This is a genomic window from Antrihabitans auranticaus (assembly GCF_016481275.1).
Lineage (GTDB): Bacteria > Actinomycetota > Actinomycetes > Mycobacteriales > Mycobacteriaceae > Antrihabitans.
The window spans coordinates 1,088,402-1,103,769 of record NZ_JAEMNW010000002.1 but is presented as its reverse complement, the minus strand read 5'-3'; the positions used below and the strand labels follow the sequence as shown (position 1 = coordinate 1,103,769).

Here is a 15,368-nt window from a genome sequence, read left to right as displayed (position 1 = left end):
CCTACTCAAGCGCTCACGTCGTCGAGCGCTGAGGAGATGGCGCGGGGGAGTTCGAGTTCTTCGCCCGCGAGCACCCCGGTGAGCTGGGCGCTGTCGCGCGCACCGACGATCGCGCTGCACACACCCGCGCGATCCCGGGCCCACGCGAGTGCGACGGCCAGCGGCGATGTGCCGAGTCCATCGGCGGCAGTGACGACAGCCTCGACGACACGATTTGTGCGGTCGGTGAGATGTCCGCGGACCTCCTCCCCGCGGCTCTCGTCGGCACCGCGCGAGTCGGCCGGAATCCCGGACCGGTACTTACCTGTCAAGATGCCGCCGGCGAGTGGCATGTCGGCGAAGAGGCCGACACCGTGGTGCTGCGCGGCGGGTACCAATTCGTATTCTGCCGAGCGGTCCAGCAACGAGTACGCCGACTCGGCGACGACGAAGCCTGTGCCTACCGTCTGCGCAATGGTCGCGAGCTGCCAGCCTGCGAAGCCGCGGGCCCCGACGTATCGGGCACGACCGGTCGCCACCGCGTACTCGAGTGTTGCGGCGACTTCGTCGACCGGTGTCTCGTCGTCCCACGCAGCTACCTGCCAGACATCGAGGTGATCGGTGCCGAGTTCGCGCAACGTGCGATCCAGATGGTGCAGCAGTGCGCGTCGTGAGCAATCGATCTGTTCTAGGCCCGCGACTGTGGCGTCGATCCCCGACGTGCCGCTCAGCACGAGTGCATCGCGTGGCACGACATCGCCGAGCAACTCGGCCAGAATGCGCTGTGCGGTCCCGCTGCTGTAGGCGGGGGAGGTGTCGACGAGCGTGCCGCCGGCCTCGGCGAATGCGGAAAGTTGGGCAGCAGCTTCGTCACCGTCGGTCTCGCGCCCCCACGTCAGCGTCCCGAAGCCAATTCGCGACACGCGCAAACCGCTGTTCCCGACTGTTACCTGCTTCATCACCGCGCTAGCGTAGTCGGCTTGCCGCCGAGCGGCAGGACGGGCACGCCGGGTAGGGTCGCGAGCGTGAAACACGTAGTTAGCTGGGGTAATTGGGATCGCGCTCATATTTCGGGCGCGCGGGCGGTTCGCTGATGGTCGAGTCGATGACATGGATCCAGGCGATAGTCCTCGGGATCGTGCAGGGTTTGACGGAGTTCCTGCCGATCTCGTCGTCCGGTCATCTCCGCATTGTTTCGGAGGTCTTCTTCGGTGACGACGCCGGCGCATCCTTCACGGCGGTAACCCAACTGGGCACCGAAGCCGCCGTGCTCGTCTACTTCGCACGAGACATCGCCCGCATCGTGATGGCCTGGTTCCGTGGCTTGCTCGACGCTGGGAAACGCGATCTCGACTACCGGATGGGCTGGTACGTGATCATCGCGACGATCCCGATCGGAGTGCTCGGATTCCTGTTCAAGGACCAGATCCGGACCGGTGCGCGCAATCTCTGGCTGATTGCCACGATGCTCATCGTGTTCGCGCTCGTGATCGCCGCCGCCGAGCGTTTCGGCCGCAAACAGCGCCCGATCGGGAAGTTGACGAGTCGTGACGGCATCTCGATGGGCTTGGCGCAATGTCTCGCGCTCGTACCCGGGGTGTCTCGATCCGGTGCGACGACGAGTGCGGGGCTGTTCCTCGGCCTCGAACGCGAGGCAGCGGTCCGGTTCTCGTTCCTGCTGGCGATTCCTGCGGTGACCGCATCAGGGCTGTTCAGCCTGCCCGATGCATTCGAGCCCGCGGGTGACGGCTTGAACGCCAGCGGACCGCAACTGCTGGTCGCAACGATCGTCGCTTTCGTCCTGGGATATGCATCGATCGCGTGGTTGTTGAAGTTCGTTGTCGACCACTCGCTGTACTGGTTCGTCGGCTATCGCATCATCCTCGGTGCGGGTGTCCTTGCCCTGCTCGCAACCGGCGTCGTATCGGCGACATAACCTAGTCCCATGACCGTGATCCTGCTTCGGCACGGCGTGTCGACGTCGAACCTGTCGCACACGCTGGCGGGTCGCGCGCCCGGAGTCGAACTGGCCGAGCGCGGACGCGAGCAAGCTCTCGTTATCGCAGACCGGCTGAGCCAGCTGCCCATCGACGCAGTCGTGCGGTCGCCGTTGCTGCGTTGTGAGCAGACTGTCGCACCGCTCGCCGAGAAGCTCGGCCTCACGCCGGTGGTCGAAGATCGATTGGCGGAGGTCGATTACGGCGAGTGGACGGGTCAGGCGATCAAGGACCTGTTGAAGGAACCGCTCTGGAAAGTGGTGCAGCGGCACGCGTCGGGGGCGTTCTTTCCCGGTGGCGAAGGACTTGCAGAGGTGCAAATCCGTGCCGTCGCAGCGATCAGGCAGCACGAAGCGCGTCTGGTGGCCCAACACGACCGCGACGTGCTGTGGATCGCGTGCACCCACGGTGATGTGATCAAGTCGATTCTCGCGGATGCGCTGGGGATTCACCTGGATGGCTTCCAGCGGATAGTCGCGGAGCCGGCGTCGATCAGCGTGGTCCGGTATTCGGCGACGTCACCGTACGTGTGGCGGTTCAACGACACCGGCGCGGACCTCAGTGCCCTCGCGAACTTCGCGAAACCGCGCGCCGCCGACACGACGGGTACGGCTTCGGAACCGATACCCGGCGGCGAGGTCAGTAACGTCGAGGTCGGGGATAATAAAAATCAAGCTTTCGACGGTGGATCGGGTACTCAGTAGCTACGGACCAGTTCAGGAGGTGCAATGCCACGCGCAATACACGTATTTCGCACCCCGGATCGATTCGTCGCAGGGACTGTGGGCGAACCGGGCGATAGATCCTTCTACCTGCAGGCCGTCCACGAAGCACGCATTGTGAGTGTCTCGCTGGAGAAACAGCAGGTCCGGGTACTTGCCGACCGAATGGGAATGCTGCTCGACGAAGTGCACCGCAGATTCGGCACAGATGTTCCGCCGGAAGAAGCCGATGTCGACGATACGAATCCGCTGGTGATGCCGGTGGATGCGGAATTTCGAGTGGGCACGATGGGTCTCGGCTGGGATGCGGAGGCCGGTGCCGTGGTCGTCGAACTGCTGGCTGTCACCGAAGGTGAATTCGACGAGTCCGTTGTGCTCGACGATGCCGAAGAAGGCCCGGACGCAGTGCGGGTCTTCTTGACCCCTGTCCAGGCGCGTCAGTTTGCGGCGCGGTCGGAACGAGTCATCGCCGCCGGGCGACCGCCCTGCCCGCTCTGCGGTGAGCCCCTCTCACCCGACGGCCACATGTGCGTCCGGACGAACGGCTACCGCCGCGGACAGGTCTTCGGCGGCGGCGAGACGTTCGGCGAAGAGCTCTGACCACATTGACGGACAGCGAAGTTCTCTGCGCGGGCGAGCTGTCCGTCATCGGTCGCGTCGTGGAGGCCAGCAACGTCACCGTTGTGTGTGAGGCCAAGTCCGGTTCCGAGGTCGTGCGCTGCGTCTACAAGCCCGTCCGCGGGGAACGCCCGCTCTGGGACTTTCCCGACGGCACACTGGCCGGTCGTGAGGTCGCGTCGTATCTGATTTCGGACGCTCTGGGTTGGGACGTGATTCCGGAAACGATTCTGCGCGACGGACCGTTCGGGCCAGGAATGGTCCAGCGCTGGGTCGACACCGTCGACAATCACACCGACGACGGCGACCGCATGGACCTCGTCGACCTCTGCCCGCCCGCCGCGATCCCTGAAGGTTTCCGCGAAATATTGCGCGCGCACGACCAGCTCGGCGACGAGGTCGCCCTCGTCCACGCCGACGACCCGCGACTGCAGCGAATGGCGGTGCTCGACGTCATCCTGAACAACGCCGACCGCAAAGGCGGGCACGCGCTCGAGGGCCTCGACGGTCAGGTCTACGGCGTGGACCACGGCATTTGCCTGCACAAAGACCTCAAACTGCGCACTGTTCTCTGGGGGTGGGCTGGCGAGCCGATCCCCGACGGGTTGATGGCGGACATCGCCAACTTCACGCAGCGGCTCGACGGTCGCGTCGCCGACGAGCTTTCCGCGCATATCACCGACTGGGAGATCACGGCGATCGGCAAGCGGGCCGGGGAACTTCTCGAGCATCCCGTCATGCCGCAACCACGCACGTCGCGTCCGATTCCGTGGCCGGCTTTCTGAGGCGAGACACTGCCTCGATCTGGTCTGGTCAGCCGGTTCGCTAGGCTCGTGTCATGCAGTCTTGGTCCGACGTCGCCGTCCCGTCTGTTCCCGGCGTCGGTCCGCCGTTGCGGTTGTACGACACCGCAGATCGGCAGGTTCGACCCGTCACGCCAGGCAAGACAGCCACCATGTACGTCTGCGGGATCACGCCCTACGACGCGACGCATCTCGGCCATGCCGCGACTTATCTGACCTTCGATCTGGTGAACCGGATCTGGCGCGACGCCGGTCATGACGTGCACTACGTACAGAACGTGACCGACGTCGACGACCCACTCTTCGAGCGTGCCGACCGTGACGGCGAGGACTGGATGGTTCTCGGCATGCGCGAGACGGCGCTGTTCCGTGAGGACATGGAGGCGTTGCGGGTTCTGCCGCCGCGCGACTACATCGGTGCGGTCGAATCGATCAACGAAGTCGTCGAGTTCATCGAAAAACTTCAGGCCAGCGGCAGTGTCTACGTGGTCGACGATGCCGAGTTCCCCGATGTCTACTTCCGCGCCGACGCGACCGAGCAGTTCGGCTACGAGTCCGGCTACGACCGCGAGACCATGGACCGTCTGTTCGCCGAACGCGGTGGCGATCCGACGCGCGCGGGCAAGCGTGATCCACTCGACGCATTGGTCTGGAAAGCGCAACGACCCGGCGAACCCTCGTGGCCATCGCCATTCGGTGCGGGCCGTCCGGGTTGGCATATCGAGTGTGCGGCAATTGCTTTGAACCGGATCGGGTCCGGTTTCGACGTCCAGGGCGGCGGCAGCGATCTCATCTTCCCGCATCACGAGTACTCGGCCGCACACGCCGAATGCATCTCTCCTGGTCGTCGTTTCGCGCGGCACTACGTGCACACCGGCATGATCGGCCTCAACGGCGAGAAGATGTCCAAGAGCAAGGGCAACCTCGTGTTCGTTTCGAAGTTGCGGTGCCAGCAGGTAGACCCACGCGGCATTCGCCTCGGCCTGCTGGCCGAGCACTATCGGCAGGACCGCGCCTGGACCGCCGAGGTGCTGCAAACCGCCCAGGAACGGTTGGCGTTGTGGCGCGACGCCGCTGCACTGCCTTCCGGACCGGTCGCCGACGACGTGATCGCTCGCCTTCGCCAGCATCTCGCCGACGATCTGGACACACCCAAAGCTCTTGATGCGGTGGATGGCTGGGCCACGCAGGCATTGAACTACGGTGGTTCGGACACGGCCGCGCCCGGCCAGATTGCCGACGCAGTCGACGCGTTGCTGGGCGTACCTGTTCGCTGAATCGACCGAGCGACCGGAGGTCAGGTCAGTCGAACTCCAACCCGCCTTCGACCGGAGTCGGCACGCGGCGGCGCAGAGGCGAACCCAGCGCGGCGGCAAGGTCGGAACCGTCGTGCTCGGCCAGGAGTTCTCCGCTGTCCCAGACCAATAGCGCTGCGCTGACCGTGTTTTCGGCCGTCGAGTGCGCCAGGTCGTAGTGCGCGCAGCCCGGTACGTGCGCGTAGGTGATCCACAGGTCGTAGCCGGTCATGAACAGGTCGAGATCGAATTGCACACTGAGCCCGAGCAATTCGCTCCGACCGTTGTCATCGACGCCGGCAAACGCCTCGTCCAGGGCAAGCAACCGTGGTGAATGCGGATCCGCGGAGGACAGCATGACGTGGGCAGCGGCGAAAAGTGGCAGATGCAGCGAGACCGACTGCTCGCCGCCGGACAGCGCGCTGTGCCGCGCGACCGTGAGGCGGTCTTCGGTGCCACTGCCGGAGATGAGCGTGAACGAGAATACCCGCCATTGCCGATAATCGAGTGTTGCCGAAAGGATTTCGGGATATGAGCGCTCCGGATGCGCCGCGCGGGCGGAGCGGATCTCGGACGCGAAATGCGCACGGATCCGCGAGAGTTCGTCGGCGTTGAGGACCGACGCGTCCCGGTCGAGCAACTTGCACACGGCGCGCGCATCCTCGTCGAGGGAGTCGGCGAGAACCCAGTGCACGCCGATCGTGTTGCCCGACGACATCCGGCGCTGCTTCATCTCCGACCCCATGCGTGCGATGAGATCCCGTGCGTCGACGGTTCGTTCGTGGATCTGCTGCGCCAGTCCGGTCAACAGCGCGTCCTCGAGAATGCGCCGTTCGGCATCGGTGAGCAGCAACTCCTGTTCCCGCCGCGCGCGATCGATGCGTGCTGCGAAATCGGCCATCGACGACATGCCTTGTTCGTCCTGGACGCGAACGACCGTAAGACCGTCGGCGGCATCCCAGTTCAGCCGGAAATGTTGGCCCGATGCCGCAAGTTGTGCGTCGAACTCCTGCAAAGCGGAGGTGACCGCGGTGCGTGTCGGTTTCCGGGCTGCGTCGGTGACGCGCACAGCGTCGGTCGCGGTTGCGAGGCCGGTGAACAGTTCGTGCACCTCTGGCGGCAGAACACTCACGAAATCGTCTGGGCCGGTTGCCGCTTCGATTCGGTACAGCAGTTGATCCACCGTCGACCACGCCGCGTCGCTCGACGGCCACGCGCATTCGGCCGAAACAGCGAGCAGGGCAAGGATGTCGCGCTGTGCGTACGGCTCGAGGCGGCGCGCGTCGGCGAGCGCCTCGGTCAACGCATTCCGAATACCTTCGACGGCAGTGTGATACGCACCTTCGGCCTGCCCGACCGCTTCGCCCGCCTCGCGATCGGCCTTTCGCGCCGCCCGCTGTTCCGCCTTGCACGCCTCGATCCGGTTTCGGGCGCGATCGAGTTCGGCGTCGATCTGATCGCTACTCGCACCCAGCGATTCGCTCAGAGTGTCCAGTTTGTGGCGCTGCTGCTCGAAACTTTCCTGCGCGATGGCCTGTTCTTCGGCAAGTTCTTCGGCGAGGCCGCGTGCCTCATCCAGGCGATGCTGCGCTTCGAGCTCGCGCTCGGCTTCCCGGTCGTACTCGCCGCGCCGCCGCAACAGCGCGGAGCCCGTGTTCTCGAAGTGCCGGATGGCGGCTGCTAGTGCGTCCAGCTCGCGTGCCGTGGTCGGTGCACGATGCTCCACCGCAGCAGCGCGCAGCCGCTTCTGCGCAGCTGACAATTCGGCGACGGCGTGGTCCAGTTCGCGATCGGCGACGGTCGCCGCCTCGGTGCGCGAACGAAGTGCGCCGGCAGCTTCGGTTACTTTCCGTAGCGCGACCTGAATGCCGTTTGTCCGAGGCAAGGCCTTCGCAGCCGAAGATATTTGCGTGAGAGTCGCTGCTGACGTTGATTCGTCCACCCGGGCGGCGTCGATCGCCGCAGACAGTGTCGCGCTGGCCGCATCGAGCTCGCCGATCCGGTGGACGCGACGACGGGCGCGCGCTGCTGCGCCGATGAACTCTGCCTCGGGCTTCGTATGCCGACCGATCTGGACGCCCTGGCGGAAACTGCCGTCCGCAAGCACGCTGACCCCGTTGCCGTCGAGAGCAATCGACTTCAGCACCCCGACTATGAGATCCGCCGGAACGGAAGCGCCGTCGTCCACGACGAGAACGTCGGCCAATGTCGGTCCGATCGGCCTGTCCGGCTCGGGCAGGGCAACGAGGAACTGTTCGGATTCGAACGAGATCGGCGGGTCGGCCGACACCCAGCCATCCAAGATGTTCGCCGCGTGCAGGGCTGCCTCGATGCCTGCTGCGCCAGCAGAGTCGACGTGGTCGGCGAACCGAACCAGCTGCCAAAGCGGTGCACCGGGCAGGTCGTCGCGCGAACCGACGCGCGCTGCGAAAGCTGCAGGCGCGTCGTCTGTTTCAGCGGCCACGCGGTCGCGTTGCGTAGTCACGGCGGACAGTTCGGCGGCGCCCAACTCGGCATTCCGGCGTGCTTCGCTCCGTGCGATCTGCGTTGCTTGCGCGATCGGCTCGGCCAGTTCGGCAAGCACTTCCGCAAGCGACGGTGCATCGTCATCACCGACCCGAGACAGAGCGGAGTCGAGCGCAGCGAAGACTTCCTCGGCTGCGTCGCCGTAGTGTTCGGAATGCGTGAGCCACCAATCCCGCAGCGCGGCGGCGCATTCGCCGCGGGCGACCGCCACCGCGGACTCCGCCGCGGCGACATCGGCAATGGCCTGGTCGGCGTGCTCGTGCGCGCGCACGGCTGAACGCTCCGTCCGGACGCGCTCAGCTGTTACCGAATCCACGACGGCGAGAGCCTTTCGGACGGCGCGAATGTCACCGTCGCGTTGTTCGGCATGGGCGCGAACGGCGGCCATGATCTGGTCGGCGCGTGCGTGCGACGGCGGTGCGGTCCAGCTGATTCCCGCTTCGGCTGCCGCCTTCTCGAGTTCTTGGTCGCTTCTCGCGAGGGCCGCCGCGGCCTCGCGGATACCGGTCCGCGTTCGGTCCACGTCGATGGTCCGCTGTGCCAGCGATTCTTGTGCCTTACGCGCCTTGTCTGCCTGCTGGGTGACCGAAAGTTCCAGTTTGCGAACGGCTTCGGCGAGGTCGTCGAGCTGCTGCTTGCCTTCGTACGCGCTGGATCGAAGCAGCGTGTCGCGGTCGCCGGTGGCGTGGTCGAGAGCCCGATCAGCCGCGTCCAGGCGCTCGTCGGCAGCAACCCGCTCGCCTTCTCTGCGCTGCCGCAGCGCTTTGGCCGCGAACACCGCAGTGGTTGCGTGCTCGACGGACGTCAGTCGCCGGGCCACCTGGTCGATGTCCGTCTTTGCTTGCACACCAAGATATTTCGCATAGATCTCGACGAACCGCTTCGCGGCGTTGTCGGCTGCGACGAGCCCTTCGAGCGTGCGGGCGACCTCTTCCATGTCGCTGAACGACCGCGCTGCATCCAGAACCAGCTGCTCGTCGAGCGGGCGCAACCCGTCGGTGAGCGCCTGCGACAACCCTTTCGGGTCCAAGTTCTTGGCGAGCTGCGGGCGACGCAAGGTGAGAATCAGGTTGATCAGCTGGTCGTAGCGCTGGGTGCCGAGTCCGAACAATCGGGCGTCGATCGCTGCTCGGTAATCCACGGGACGATCGACGATCGCGTCGGAGCCCAACTCGTCGGAAAGCTGCCTGCGGGTCAGTGGCCGGTCGTCGGGCCCGAGCAGCGAAAAGTCCACGCCGACACGACCGTCCGCGACGAAGTACCACCGGGTGACCTTGTCGCTCGACCGGATCGCCCGCATGCCGATTCCGACAGTGACGGCCTCCGGGTCGTCGCGGTCGCCCCGAGAGAACTCCATCCATACATACGAGTGCGCCGATTCCTGCTTTCGGTACAGGAGGTTCGACTTCATCGTGCGCTCTTCGCCCGCAAAGGGATTCAGCCGTCGCGGCTCGATGCGGCCGTCGAGCACGAACGGAAACAAGACTTCGAGCGCCTTCGTCTTGCCCGAGCCGTTGGGGCCGCGCAGCACGAGTCGTCCGTCGGCGAAGGAGAACTCCTGATCGCGGTAGTCCCAGAGATTGACGATCCCGGCGCGGGTCGGCCGGAACCTGGCGCTTCGAGTCATATCGCCTCGCTTTCGGCAAAGAGTACGGATTCCGGCGGTCGCGAGCGGACATCGACGACGACACCGCGGTACCGCGCAATCGCGGGCAGCGCGAGGATGCCGCCGTCGACCTGCGCGGCAAGTCGCAGTCGGACGAGTAGCGCAACGGCCCCGGCACGCAGCCCGTCCGGATCGGCCTGCCATTGCGCGGCAAAGGTTTTGCCGTACAGCGCGACGAGTTCGTGCACCGTCTCGGCCAGCCAGGAGTCCTCGACGAAGGGAAACGCGCCCGGCGTGATCGCCGTGGCCTCGGGTTCGGCCACTTCCGCGAGCGCCTCGAACACCGTCGAATCGGGGATGGCCGAATCGAGTTGGTCGCGGATGCCGTCGTCGGCGGCATGCTCGAGCAGCGCCGATTCGACGTCCGGATCGAGCACGCGCTCGGCGATTTCCCCGGCGAGCAGCAACGCGACCTGGGCAAGAGTGCCGGTGCTCGGAAACCGGGTGTCGGAGAACCGGCCCGACGTATCGATCAGGGCGACACCCTCGGCGCGGCGCTCGGCGTGTAGCCCGGTGAGGCGCTCGACGTCACGGAGCACGCGCCCCGTCGTCAACAGTGCGCGCTCTTCCGGTTGGAGGTCGTCGACGTAGACGACAGGCCTTTCCACCAACGCCCGGCGTACGCGACGAGCAGGTTCGTGTCCGTCGTGCGTCGCACCGTCCTCGTTGCCGAGAAGGCCTGCGACACTGTGCAGATGCTGCAGTGCGCGCGGCGGACGGAACAGGGCCAACACGACCGTTCGGTCGATGTCGTATAAAGCCTCGCCGGATTCGGGGTCGGATGCCCAACCGCCGGCGTCGCCGTCTGCCAATGCGATCGCCCCGCGAGTCGCGAGCCAGCCAACCGCGTCGACGAAAGCGTCACGGTCGGCGGACCGCTCGGTGGCAAGTTCGAGTCCCCGAACCCGTGCCGTTTCGGCGGCGACATGGGCGGCCAACTCGGACAACGTAATTTGATCGCCGGCACGACCGAGTGCTGCCAATGCCAGAGTGAGATAGGCATATCGACGCCGGTCGAAGATGCGGTCCGTCGCTGTGCGGGCCGGTTGGGTCGGATCGAGGCGGTCCGCGACTGGGAACAGTCGTGCCGTGGACTCGGTGACTTCGAGCCGATAGCCGAAGAGGTCGAGCATGTCGGCGCGCAACTCGGTCGCCCAGCGGCGCAACAGCGGCAAGGCAATGCGGTCCGGATACTGCGGCGTCACAAGGTGATTAGCCAGAATGATCCGCGCCGCACGTTGATAATCGCCGAGCGCAAGAGGCGGTATGACCGTCACGAGACGCTGACCTCGAGGCCATCCAGATGCAGGACTCCGCGAGCGGTCTGCACGATCGTCGATCGGGGATGCGGTGTGACAGTGAGCTTTACGCCGCTTCCGGAACCGGTCGAGCCTTGCGTGCGACCACTCACCGGAACACGCGCACCGAGGGCTGCGTTGAGCAGGCCGAGCAACACTTCCGTCTCCTCCTCGTCGAGAATTCGGTCGTAGACACCGCCCGCCCGCAGTGACGCCGCCGCTTCCGCCCGCGACCGTTGCGCTTGCAGTTGGGCGTCGCGAAGGCGCCGAATACTGGCGTCATTGCGCTGGATGCGGCCAGGTGCGCCCGGGCTTGGGGCGCGACCGGTCTCTGCGAGTGTGCGCGAGATCTCGACAGGTGGCGCCTCCCACCACGATCGCGTGCAAGGAACCAACTCTGCATCGGGGTGTTCGAGGGCAAGGTGGCGCGGCTTCGTCAGCCCGAATACGGCGCCGAACAGTGCATGGGCGGCGTCGTCCGTCGGTGCGGCAGCAAACCAGCCCGCGAGGTGCCGCAGTGCCGATTCGCGGCTGACACCACCCTTGCGACTCTCGGTCACGCGGCGCAGCAACGACAAGACGGCCGCGATCGCACTCATCGTGCCCTCGCGAAGCCGATCCGATTCGCTCAGTTCGCTTTCCGCGGTGACGAACCATTTCGTGAGGCCGAGCCAACGGGCGGCCCAGTCTTCGCGACGTTCGTCCAACGACAGCAGTACCCGCTCGTCACTGGCCGCCGCTCGATCCAGCATGCGTGCCAGGCCCGTTGCCTCGACGGCACCGATCGCCGCGGCGAGCTTGGGTGCATACCGGGCGAGGTCGAGGCTGAACTCGCGCATGTGCGACAACAAGGCGTCCTTGTGGGCCAAGAACGATTTTGGCGTCACCTCGGTAGTGCGGACGAGGTCACCGAGCGACAGATAGAAATGGGCCGCGCGGGTCGCCATGTCCGACAGTGCCGAGTCGAGCCGACTGAGTTTGCGGTAGACGGCGTCGGCGTCGGCTGCCCGGTTGGCCGCAGCGAGTTGCTCGAGGTCGGCGAGCAGCTCGGGCAGCACGAGTCGCGACAGGGCGGCATCTTCGACGCGCGTATCGAGGACTGCCTCCACCGCGCGGTAGGCCTCGAACCCGGCCTGGGCGAACTGGTAGACGTAATGCCGGTTGCGATATTCGGCGAGGTTCGCGGCGCGGCTGCCGTCGTAACTCCGCTCGAGAACGCCCCAGGTGTGCAGCTGTTCGAGCAGGGGAGTCGCTTCGCTGGCGCTCAGTTCGCCACCGTCTCGCGCAACCAACTCTTCGACATCACCGGCATGGAGGAGGACAACGTACCTGGTCCGAGCGTTGTCGAAGGCCCTGAGGACCACGAGATAGTCGGCCCGCTTCTCCGCCGTCGCAAACGAGAACAGCCGGAGCCGCTCGTCGCGAAGGAGTCGGTCGGCGGGTTCGGGCACTCGACGAGACTAGTTGGCGCGCGGCGGGGCGCAGCAAGCTACCCGTGCGCGGTAGGAGAGGCCAGGGACTCGTCAACCGCGCGCGGGGCCGCAGGCCCCACGGAGATCACGCCGTCCACTGCGCGCGCCTCGTACACCCTGACCGAATCGATCCCGTCGCCGCAGGTGCCGTCCGTGAGCGAGAACGCGTACAGGTGCAGAGGACACACGACGACCTTGCCGTCGGTCTGGCCATCGGCCAACGGACCGCCCTTGTGCGGGCACGTCGCGTCGGTGGCCCGCACCGTTCCATCGCCCAGGAGGAACACCGCGACCTGACGCCCGTCGACCACGTACGTGCGACCCTCACCGGGCGTCAGTTCGGCGACCGAGCCCACCGGAACCCACGTATCGACGCTCATCGGACCGGTACCTGCGGCAACGGGAGCAAGGGCAGCGAGGGTGTGAACTGTGCGGGTGACAGCGGCGCGTTTCGTTGCTGCCACGGGTCTCGGTAGCCGTCGACGGCGGTCTGCATCCGCTCTTCCAACCCCGCGGCGATGCCGGCATCGTCGGCGACCAGGAGGCGTTGCAGCTCTTCGATTCCCACCCGCGGGACGAAGTCGTAGGTGCGTTCGAGCCACTTGGCGTTCTCGCGGTAGTACTGGATGAATCGGCTGGCCAGTGTGAGAACTTCTTCGGGCGAGTCGACGGTTGCGAGCACATCCCCCCTGCGGATGTGCGCGCCGGCCGCGCCGCCGATGTAGATCTCCCATCGGCCGTCACCGACGGCGACCACCCCGAAGTCCTTGCACAGTGCCTCGGAGCAGTTTCTCGGACAACCGGCGACGGCGAGCTTCAGCTTCGCCGGCGTCTCCAAGCCTTGGAACCGTTCCTCGATGGCGATACCCAACGCCGTCGAATCGCCCAGCCCGAAGCGGCAGAAGTCAGTGCCGACACAGGTTTTCACTGTTCGGAAGCTCTTGCCGTACGCGTAGCCCGACGGCATGTCGAGATCGCCCCACACCTTCGGCAGGTCTTCCTTCTTGATGCCGAGCAAATCGATGCGCTGCCCACCGGTGACCTTGACGAGTGGCACGTTGTACTTGTCCGCGACGTCAGCGATCCTGCGCAGTTGGTCGGGTGTTGTCACGCCACCCTTCATCTGCGGCACGACGGAGAACGTGCCGTCGCGCTGAATATTCGCGTGGACGCGATCGTTGATGAACAACGCGCCGGGCTCGTCCACCCAGTCCGGACCCCACACGACGCGCAGCAGGGAGGCCAGCGGCATCTTCGCGGTCGCGTCCTCACCCTCGGGCGCCAGCTCGGCAAACACTTCCGATACCGAACGCAGGCCCTGATCGCGCACGGCGGCAATGAGTTCCGACTTCGTCAACGGAATCGCCTTCACGTACCAGTCGGCGGACGGGTCGGCGACCAAGGCACCGCCCGCCGCACACGCGACGATGTCCCCGACGAGACCCTTGCAGGAACCGCAGCCCTTGCCGGCGCGGGTCTTTGCGACGACGTCGGCGACAGAGCTTGCGCCGTTGTGTACGCACGCCACGATCTGGCCCTTGGTGACACCGTTGCAGTTGCAGACCTGCAGTTCGTCGGGGAGATCGGCGATGTTCGGTGCGGCATCGGCAGTTCCGAGGTCGAACAGCATGCTGATCCGGTCGGCGGGGAGCGGAACCTTGTCGTCGAACGCCTGCGACAGGAAACCCATCTTGCTGACGTCACCGAGAAGTGTTGCACCGATGAGCTTGCCATCGCGTACGACGACGCTCTTGTACGTGCCGGTACTGGGCTCGAAGTACTGCACGAACTCGTCGTCGTCGAGTTCGGGTCCCTGCACACCCATCGCCGCGACGTCGATACCTGCGACCTTCAGTTTGGTCGACGACCGCGAACCTTGGTACGCAGCATCGGGATTCGCGCCGGTCAATACCTCCGCCAAGACTTTCGCCTGCTCCCAGAGAGGTGCAACCAGGCCGTAGAGCTCGCCGCGGTGCTGGCAGCATTCGCCGACCGCATACACGGAACCTTCGTCTTCACAGCGCATTTGATCGTCGACGACGATTCCGCGCTCGACCACCAATCCGCCCGCGCGGGCGAACTCGACATTGGGCCGAATGCCCGCGGTGACCACAACCATGTCCGCCGGCAGCGATGAGTCGTCTGCGAAGCCGACACCGGTCACGTCGCCGTGCTCGTCGCGGACGACAGAAGTTGTGCGCTTCGAGGTGTGCACTCCGACGCCGAGCTGCTCGATCTTGTTGCGCAGCAAGCGGCCACCGCGCGCGTCGAGCTGCTGGTTCATCAAGTGGCCGGGGGAGTGCACGACGCTGACGTTGAGACCTTGGATCCGCAGCCCGTACGCCGCTTCGAGGCCGAGCAGACCGCCGCCGATAACGACCGCGGTGACGTCGTCCTGCGCCTGCGCCATCTGCAGCATGCCGTTCGTGTCCGCGATCGTGCGGAAGCCGAAGACCCCGCGCGCCAGTCGGCCGTCCGGCTCGCGCAGTCCGTCCATGTTCGGGAAGAAGGTGTTGCTGCCCGTCGCCACGACCAGCACGTCGTAATCGACGACACGGCCGCTCTCGCACGTGACCTGTTTGGCGAAACGGTCAAGCTGCAGTGCGCGGTCGCCCACGTGCAGCTTCACGCCGTTTTCCCGATACCAGCTCATCGGGTTGAGCATCATTTCCGAGTCGTCGAGGCCCTGCTCGGTCAAGTCGGTCTCGCCCGACAGGACGTGGGACAGCATGATCCTGTTGTAGTTGCCGTAGGGCTCGTCGCCGATCATCGTGACCTCGAACAGCTCACGCCCCCCGCGTGAAAGTATCTCCTCGACAGTTCGAGCACCGGCCATACCGTTTCCGACGACCAGTAGTTTGCGCATACCTGAAGGGTCGGCGCTCCTGGTAACGCAACGACTGCCTCCGTGTTACCGGGGGATCAGGAAGACCTCTCGATGCGTTTCGAATGTGTGTCAGGGGTCGACCGGCTGCTTTTCGATGGCCGTGCT

11 protein-coding genes are annotated in these 15,368 nt (G+C 65.7%); 5 read left to right on the top strand and 6 right to left on the bottom strand.

Translation table 11 applies throughout. The features are described from left to right. Positions 1 to 5 precede the first annotated feature (5 nt). Positions 6 to 938 (bottom strand): aldo/keto reductase, encoded by a 933-nt coding sequence (locus JGU72_RS13225; RefSeq protein WP_199684620.1) that lies wholly within the window; start codon positions 936 to 938, stop codon positions 6 to 8. Positions 939 to 1,072: 134 nt separating this feature from the next. On the opposite strand from JGU72_RS13225, the gene JGU72_RS13220 reads away from it, so the two are divergent. The 5 genes from JGU72_RS13220 to mshC are packed head-to-tail and all read left to right on the top strand — an operon-like array spanning position 1,073 to position 5,396. After that, positions 1,073 to 1,915, top strand: coding sequence for an undecaprenyl-diphosphate phosphatase (locus JGU72_RS13220; RefSeq protein WP_199684338.1), 843 nt, complete (start codon positions 1,073 to 1,075; stop codon positions 1,913 to 1,915). Positions 1,916 to 1,924: 9 nt separating this feature from the next. After that, complete coding sequence (locus JGU72_RS13215) at positions 1,925 to 2,680, top strand: histidine phosphatase family protein (RefSeq protein WP_199684337.1); 756 nt, start codon at positions 1,925 to 1,927, stop codon at positions 2,678 to 2,680. A gap of 24 nt (positions 2,681 to 2,704) precedes the next feature. After that, a complete protein-coding gene (locus JGU72_RS13210; RefSeq protein ID WP_199684336.1) occupies positions 2,705 to 3,298 on the top strand; it encodes a DUF3090 domain-containing protein in 594 nt (197 codons plus the stop codon). Then, positions 3,295 to 4,101: an SCO1664 family protein gene (locus JGU72_RS13205; protein ID WP_374101114.1), complete on the top strand. Its 807-nt coding sequence runs from the start codon at positions 3,295 to 3,297 to the stop codon at positions 4,099 to 4,101. The genes JGU72_RS13210 and JGU72_RS13205 overlap by 4 nt, the downstream gene beginning before the upstream one ends. A gap of 53 nt (positions 4,102 to 4,154) precedes the next feature. Beyond that, positions 4,155 to 5,396, top strand: a complete 1,242-nt coding sequence (gene mshC, locus JGU72_RS13200) for a cysteine--1-D-myo-inosityl 2-amino-2-deoxy-alpha-D-glucopyranoside ligase (RefSeq protein WP_199684334.1) — start codon at positions 4,155 to 4,157, stop codon at positions 5,394 to 5,396. Positions 5,397 to 5,421: 25 nt separating this feature from the next. Here the strand turns inward: mshC and JGU72_RS13195 are convergent, their stop codons facing one another. Genes JGU72_RS13195 through nirB form a run of 5 tightly spaced genes read right to left on the bottom strand, consistent with a single transcriptional unit; the run spans position 5,422 to position 15,242 of the window. Then, on the bottom strand, positions 5,422 to 9,567 hold the full coding sequence (locus JGU72_RS13195; protein WP_199684333.1) for a TIGR02680 family protein: 4,146 nt from the start codon (positions 9,565 to 9,567) through the stop codon (positions 5,422 to 5,424). Beyond that, the gene (locus JGU72_RS13190; RefSeq protein WP_307828423.1) at positions 9,564 to 10,883 is read right to left on the bottom strand and encodes a TIGR02678 family protein; all 1,320 of its coding nucleotides are present in this window, start codon (positions 10,881 to 10,883) and stop codon (positions 9,564 to 9,566) included. The genes JGU72_RS13195 and JGU72_RS13190 overlap by 4 nt, the downstream gene beginning before the upstream one ends. After that, positions 10,880 to 12,355 (bottom strand): TIGR02677 family protein, encoded by a 1,476-nt coding sequence (locus JGU72_RS13185; protein ID WP_199684332.1) that lies wholly within the window; start codon positions 12,353 to 12,355, stop codon positions 10,880 to 10,882. The genes JGU72_RS13190 and JGU72_RS13185 overlap by 4 nt, the downstream gene beginning before the upstream one ends. A 38-nt stretch (positions 12,356 to 12,393) precedes the next feature. Then, positions 12,394 to 12,756, bottom strand: coding sequence for a Rieske (2Fe-2S) protein (locus JGU72_RS13180; protein ID WP_199684331.1), 363 nt, complete (start codon positions 12,754 to 12,756; stop codon positions 12,394 to 12,396). Continuing rightward, positions 12,753 to 15,242, bottom strand: coding sequence for a nitrite reductase large subunit NirB (gene nirB / locus JGU72_RS13175; protein ID WP_199684330.1), 2,490 nt, complete (start codon positions 15,240 to 15,242; stop codon positions 12,753 to 12,755). The genes JGU72_RS13180 and nirB overlap by 4 nt, the downstream gene beginning before the upstream one ends. Positions 15,243 to 15,368 lie beyond the last annotated feature (126 nt).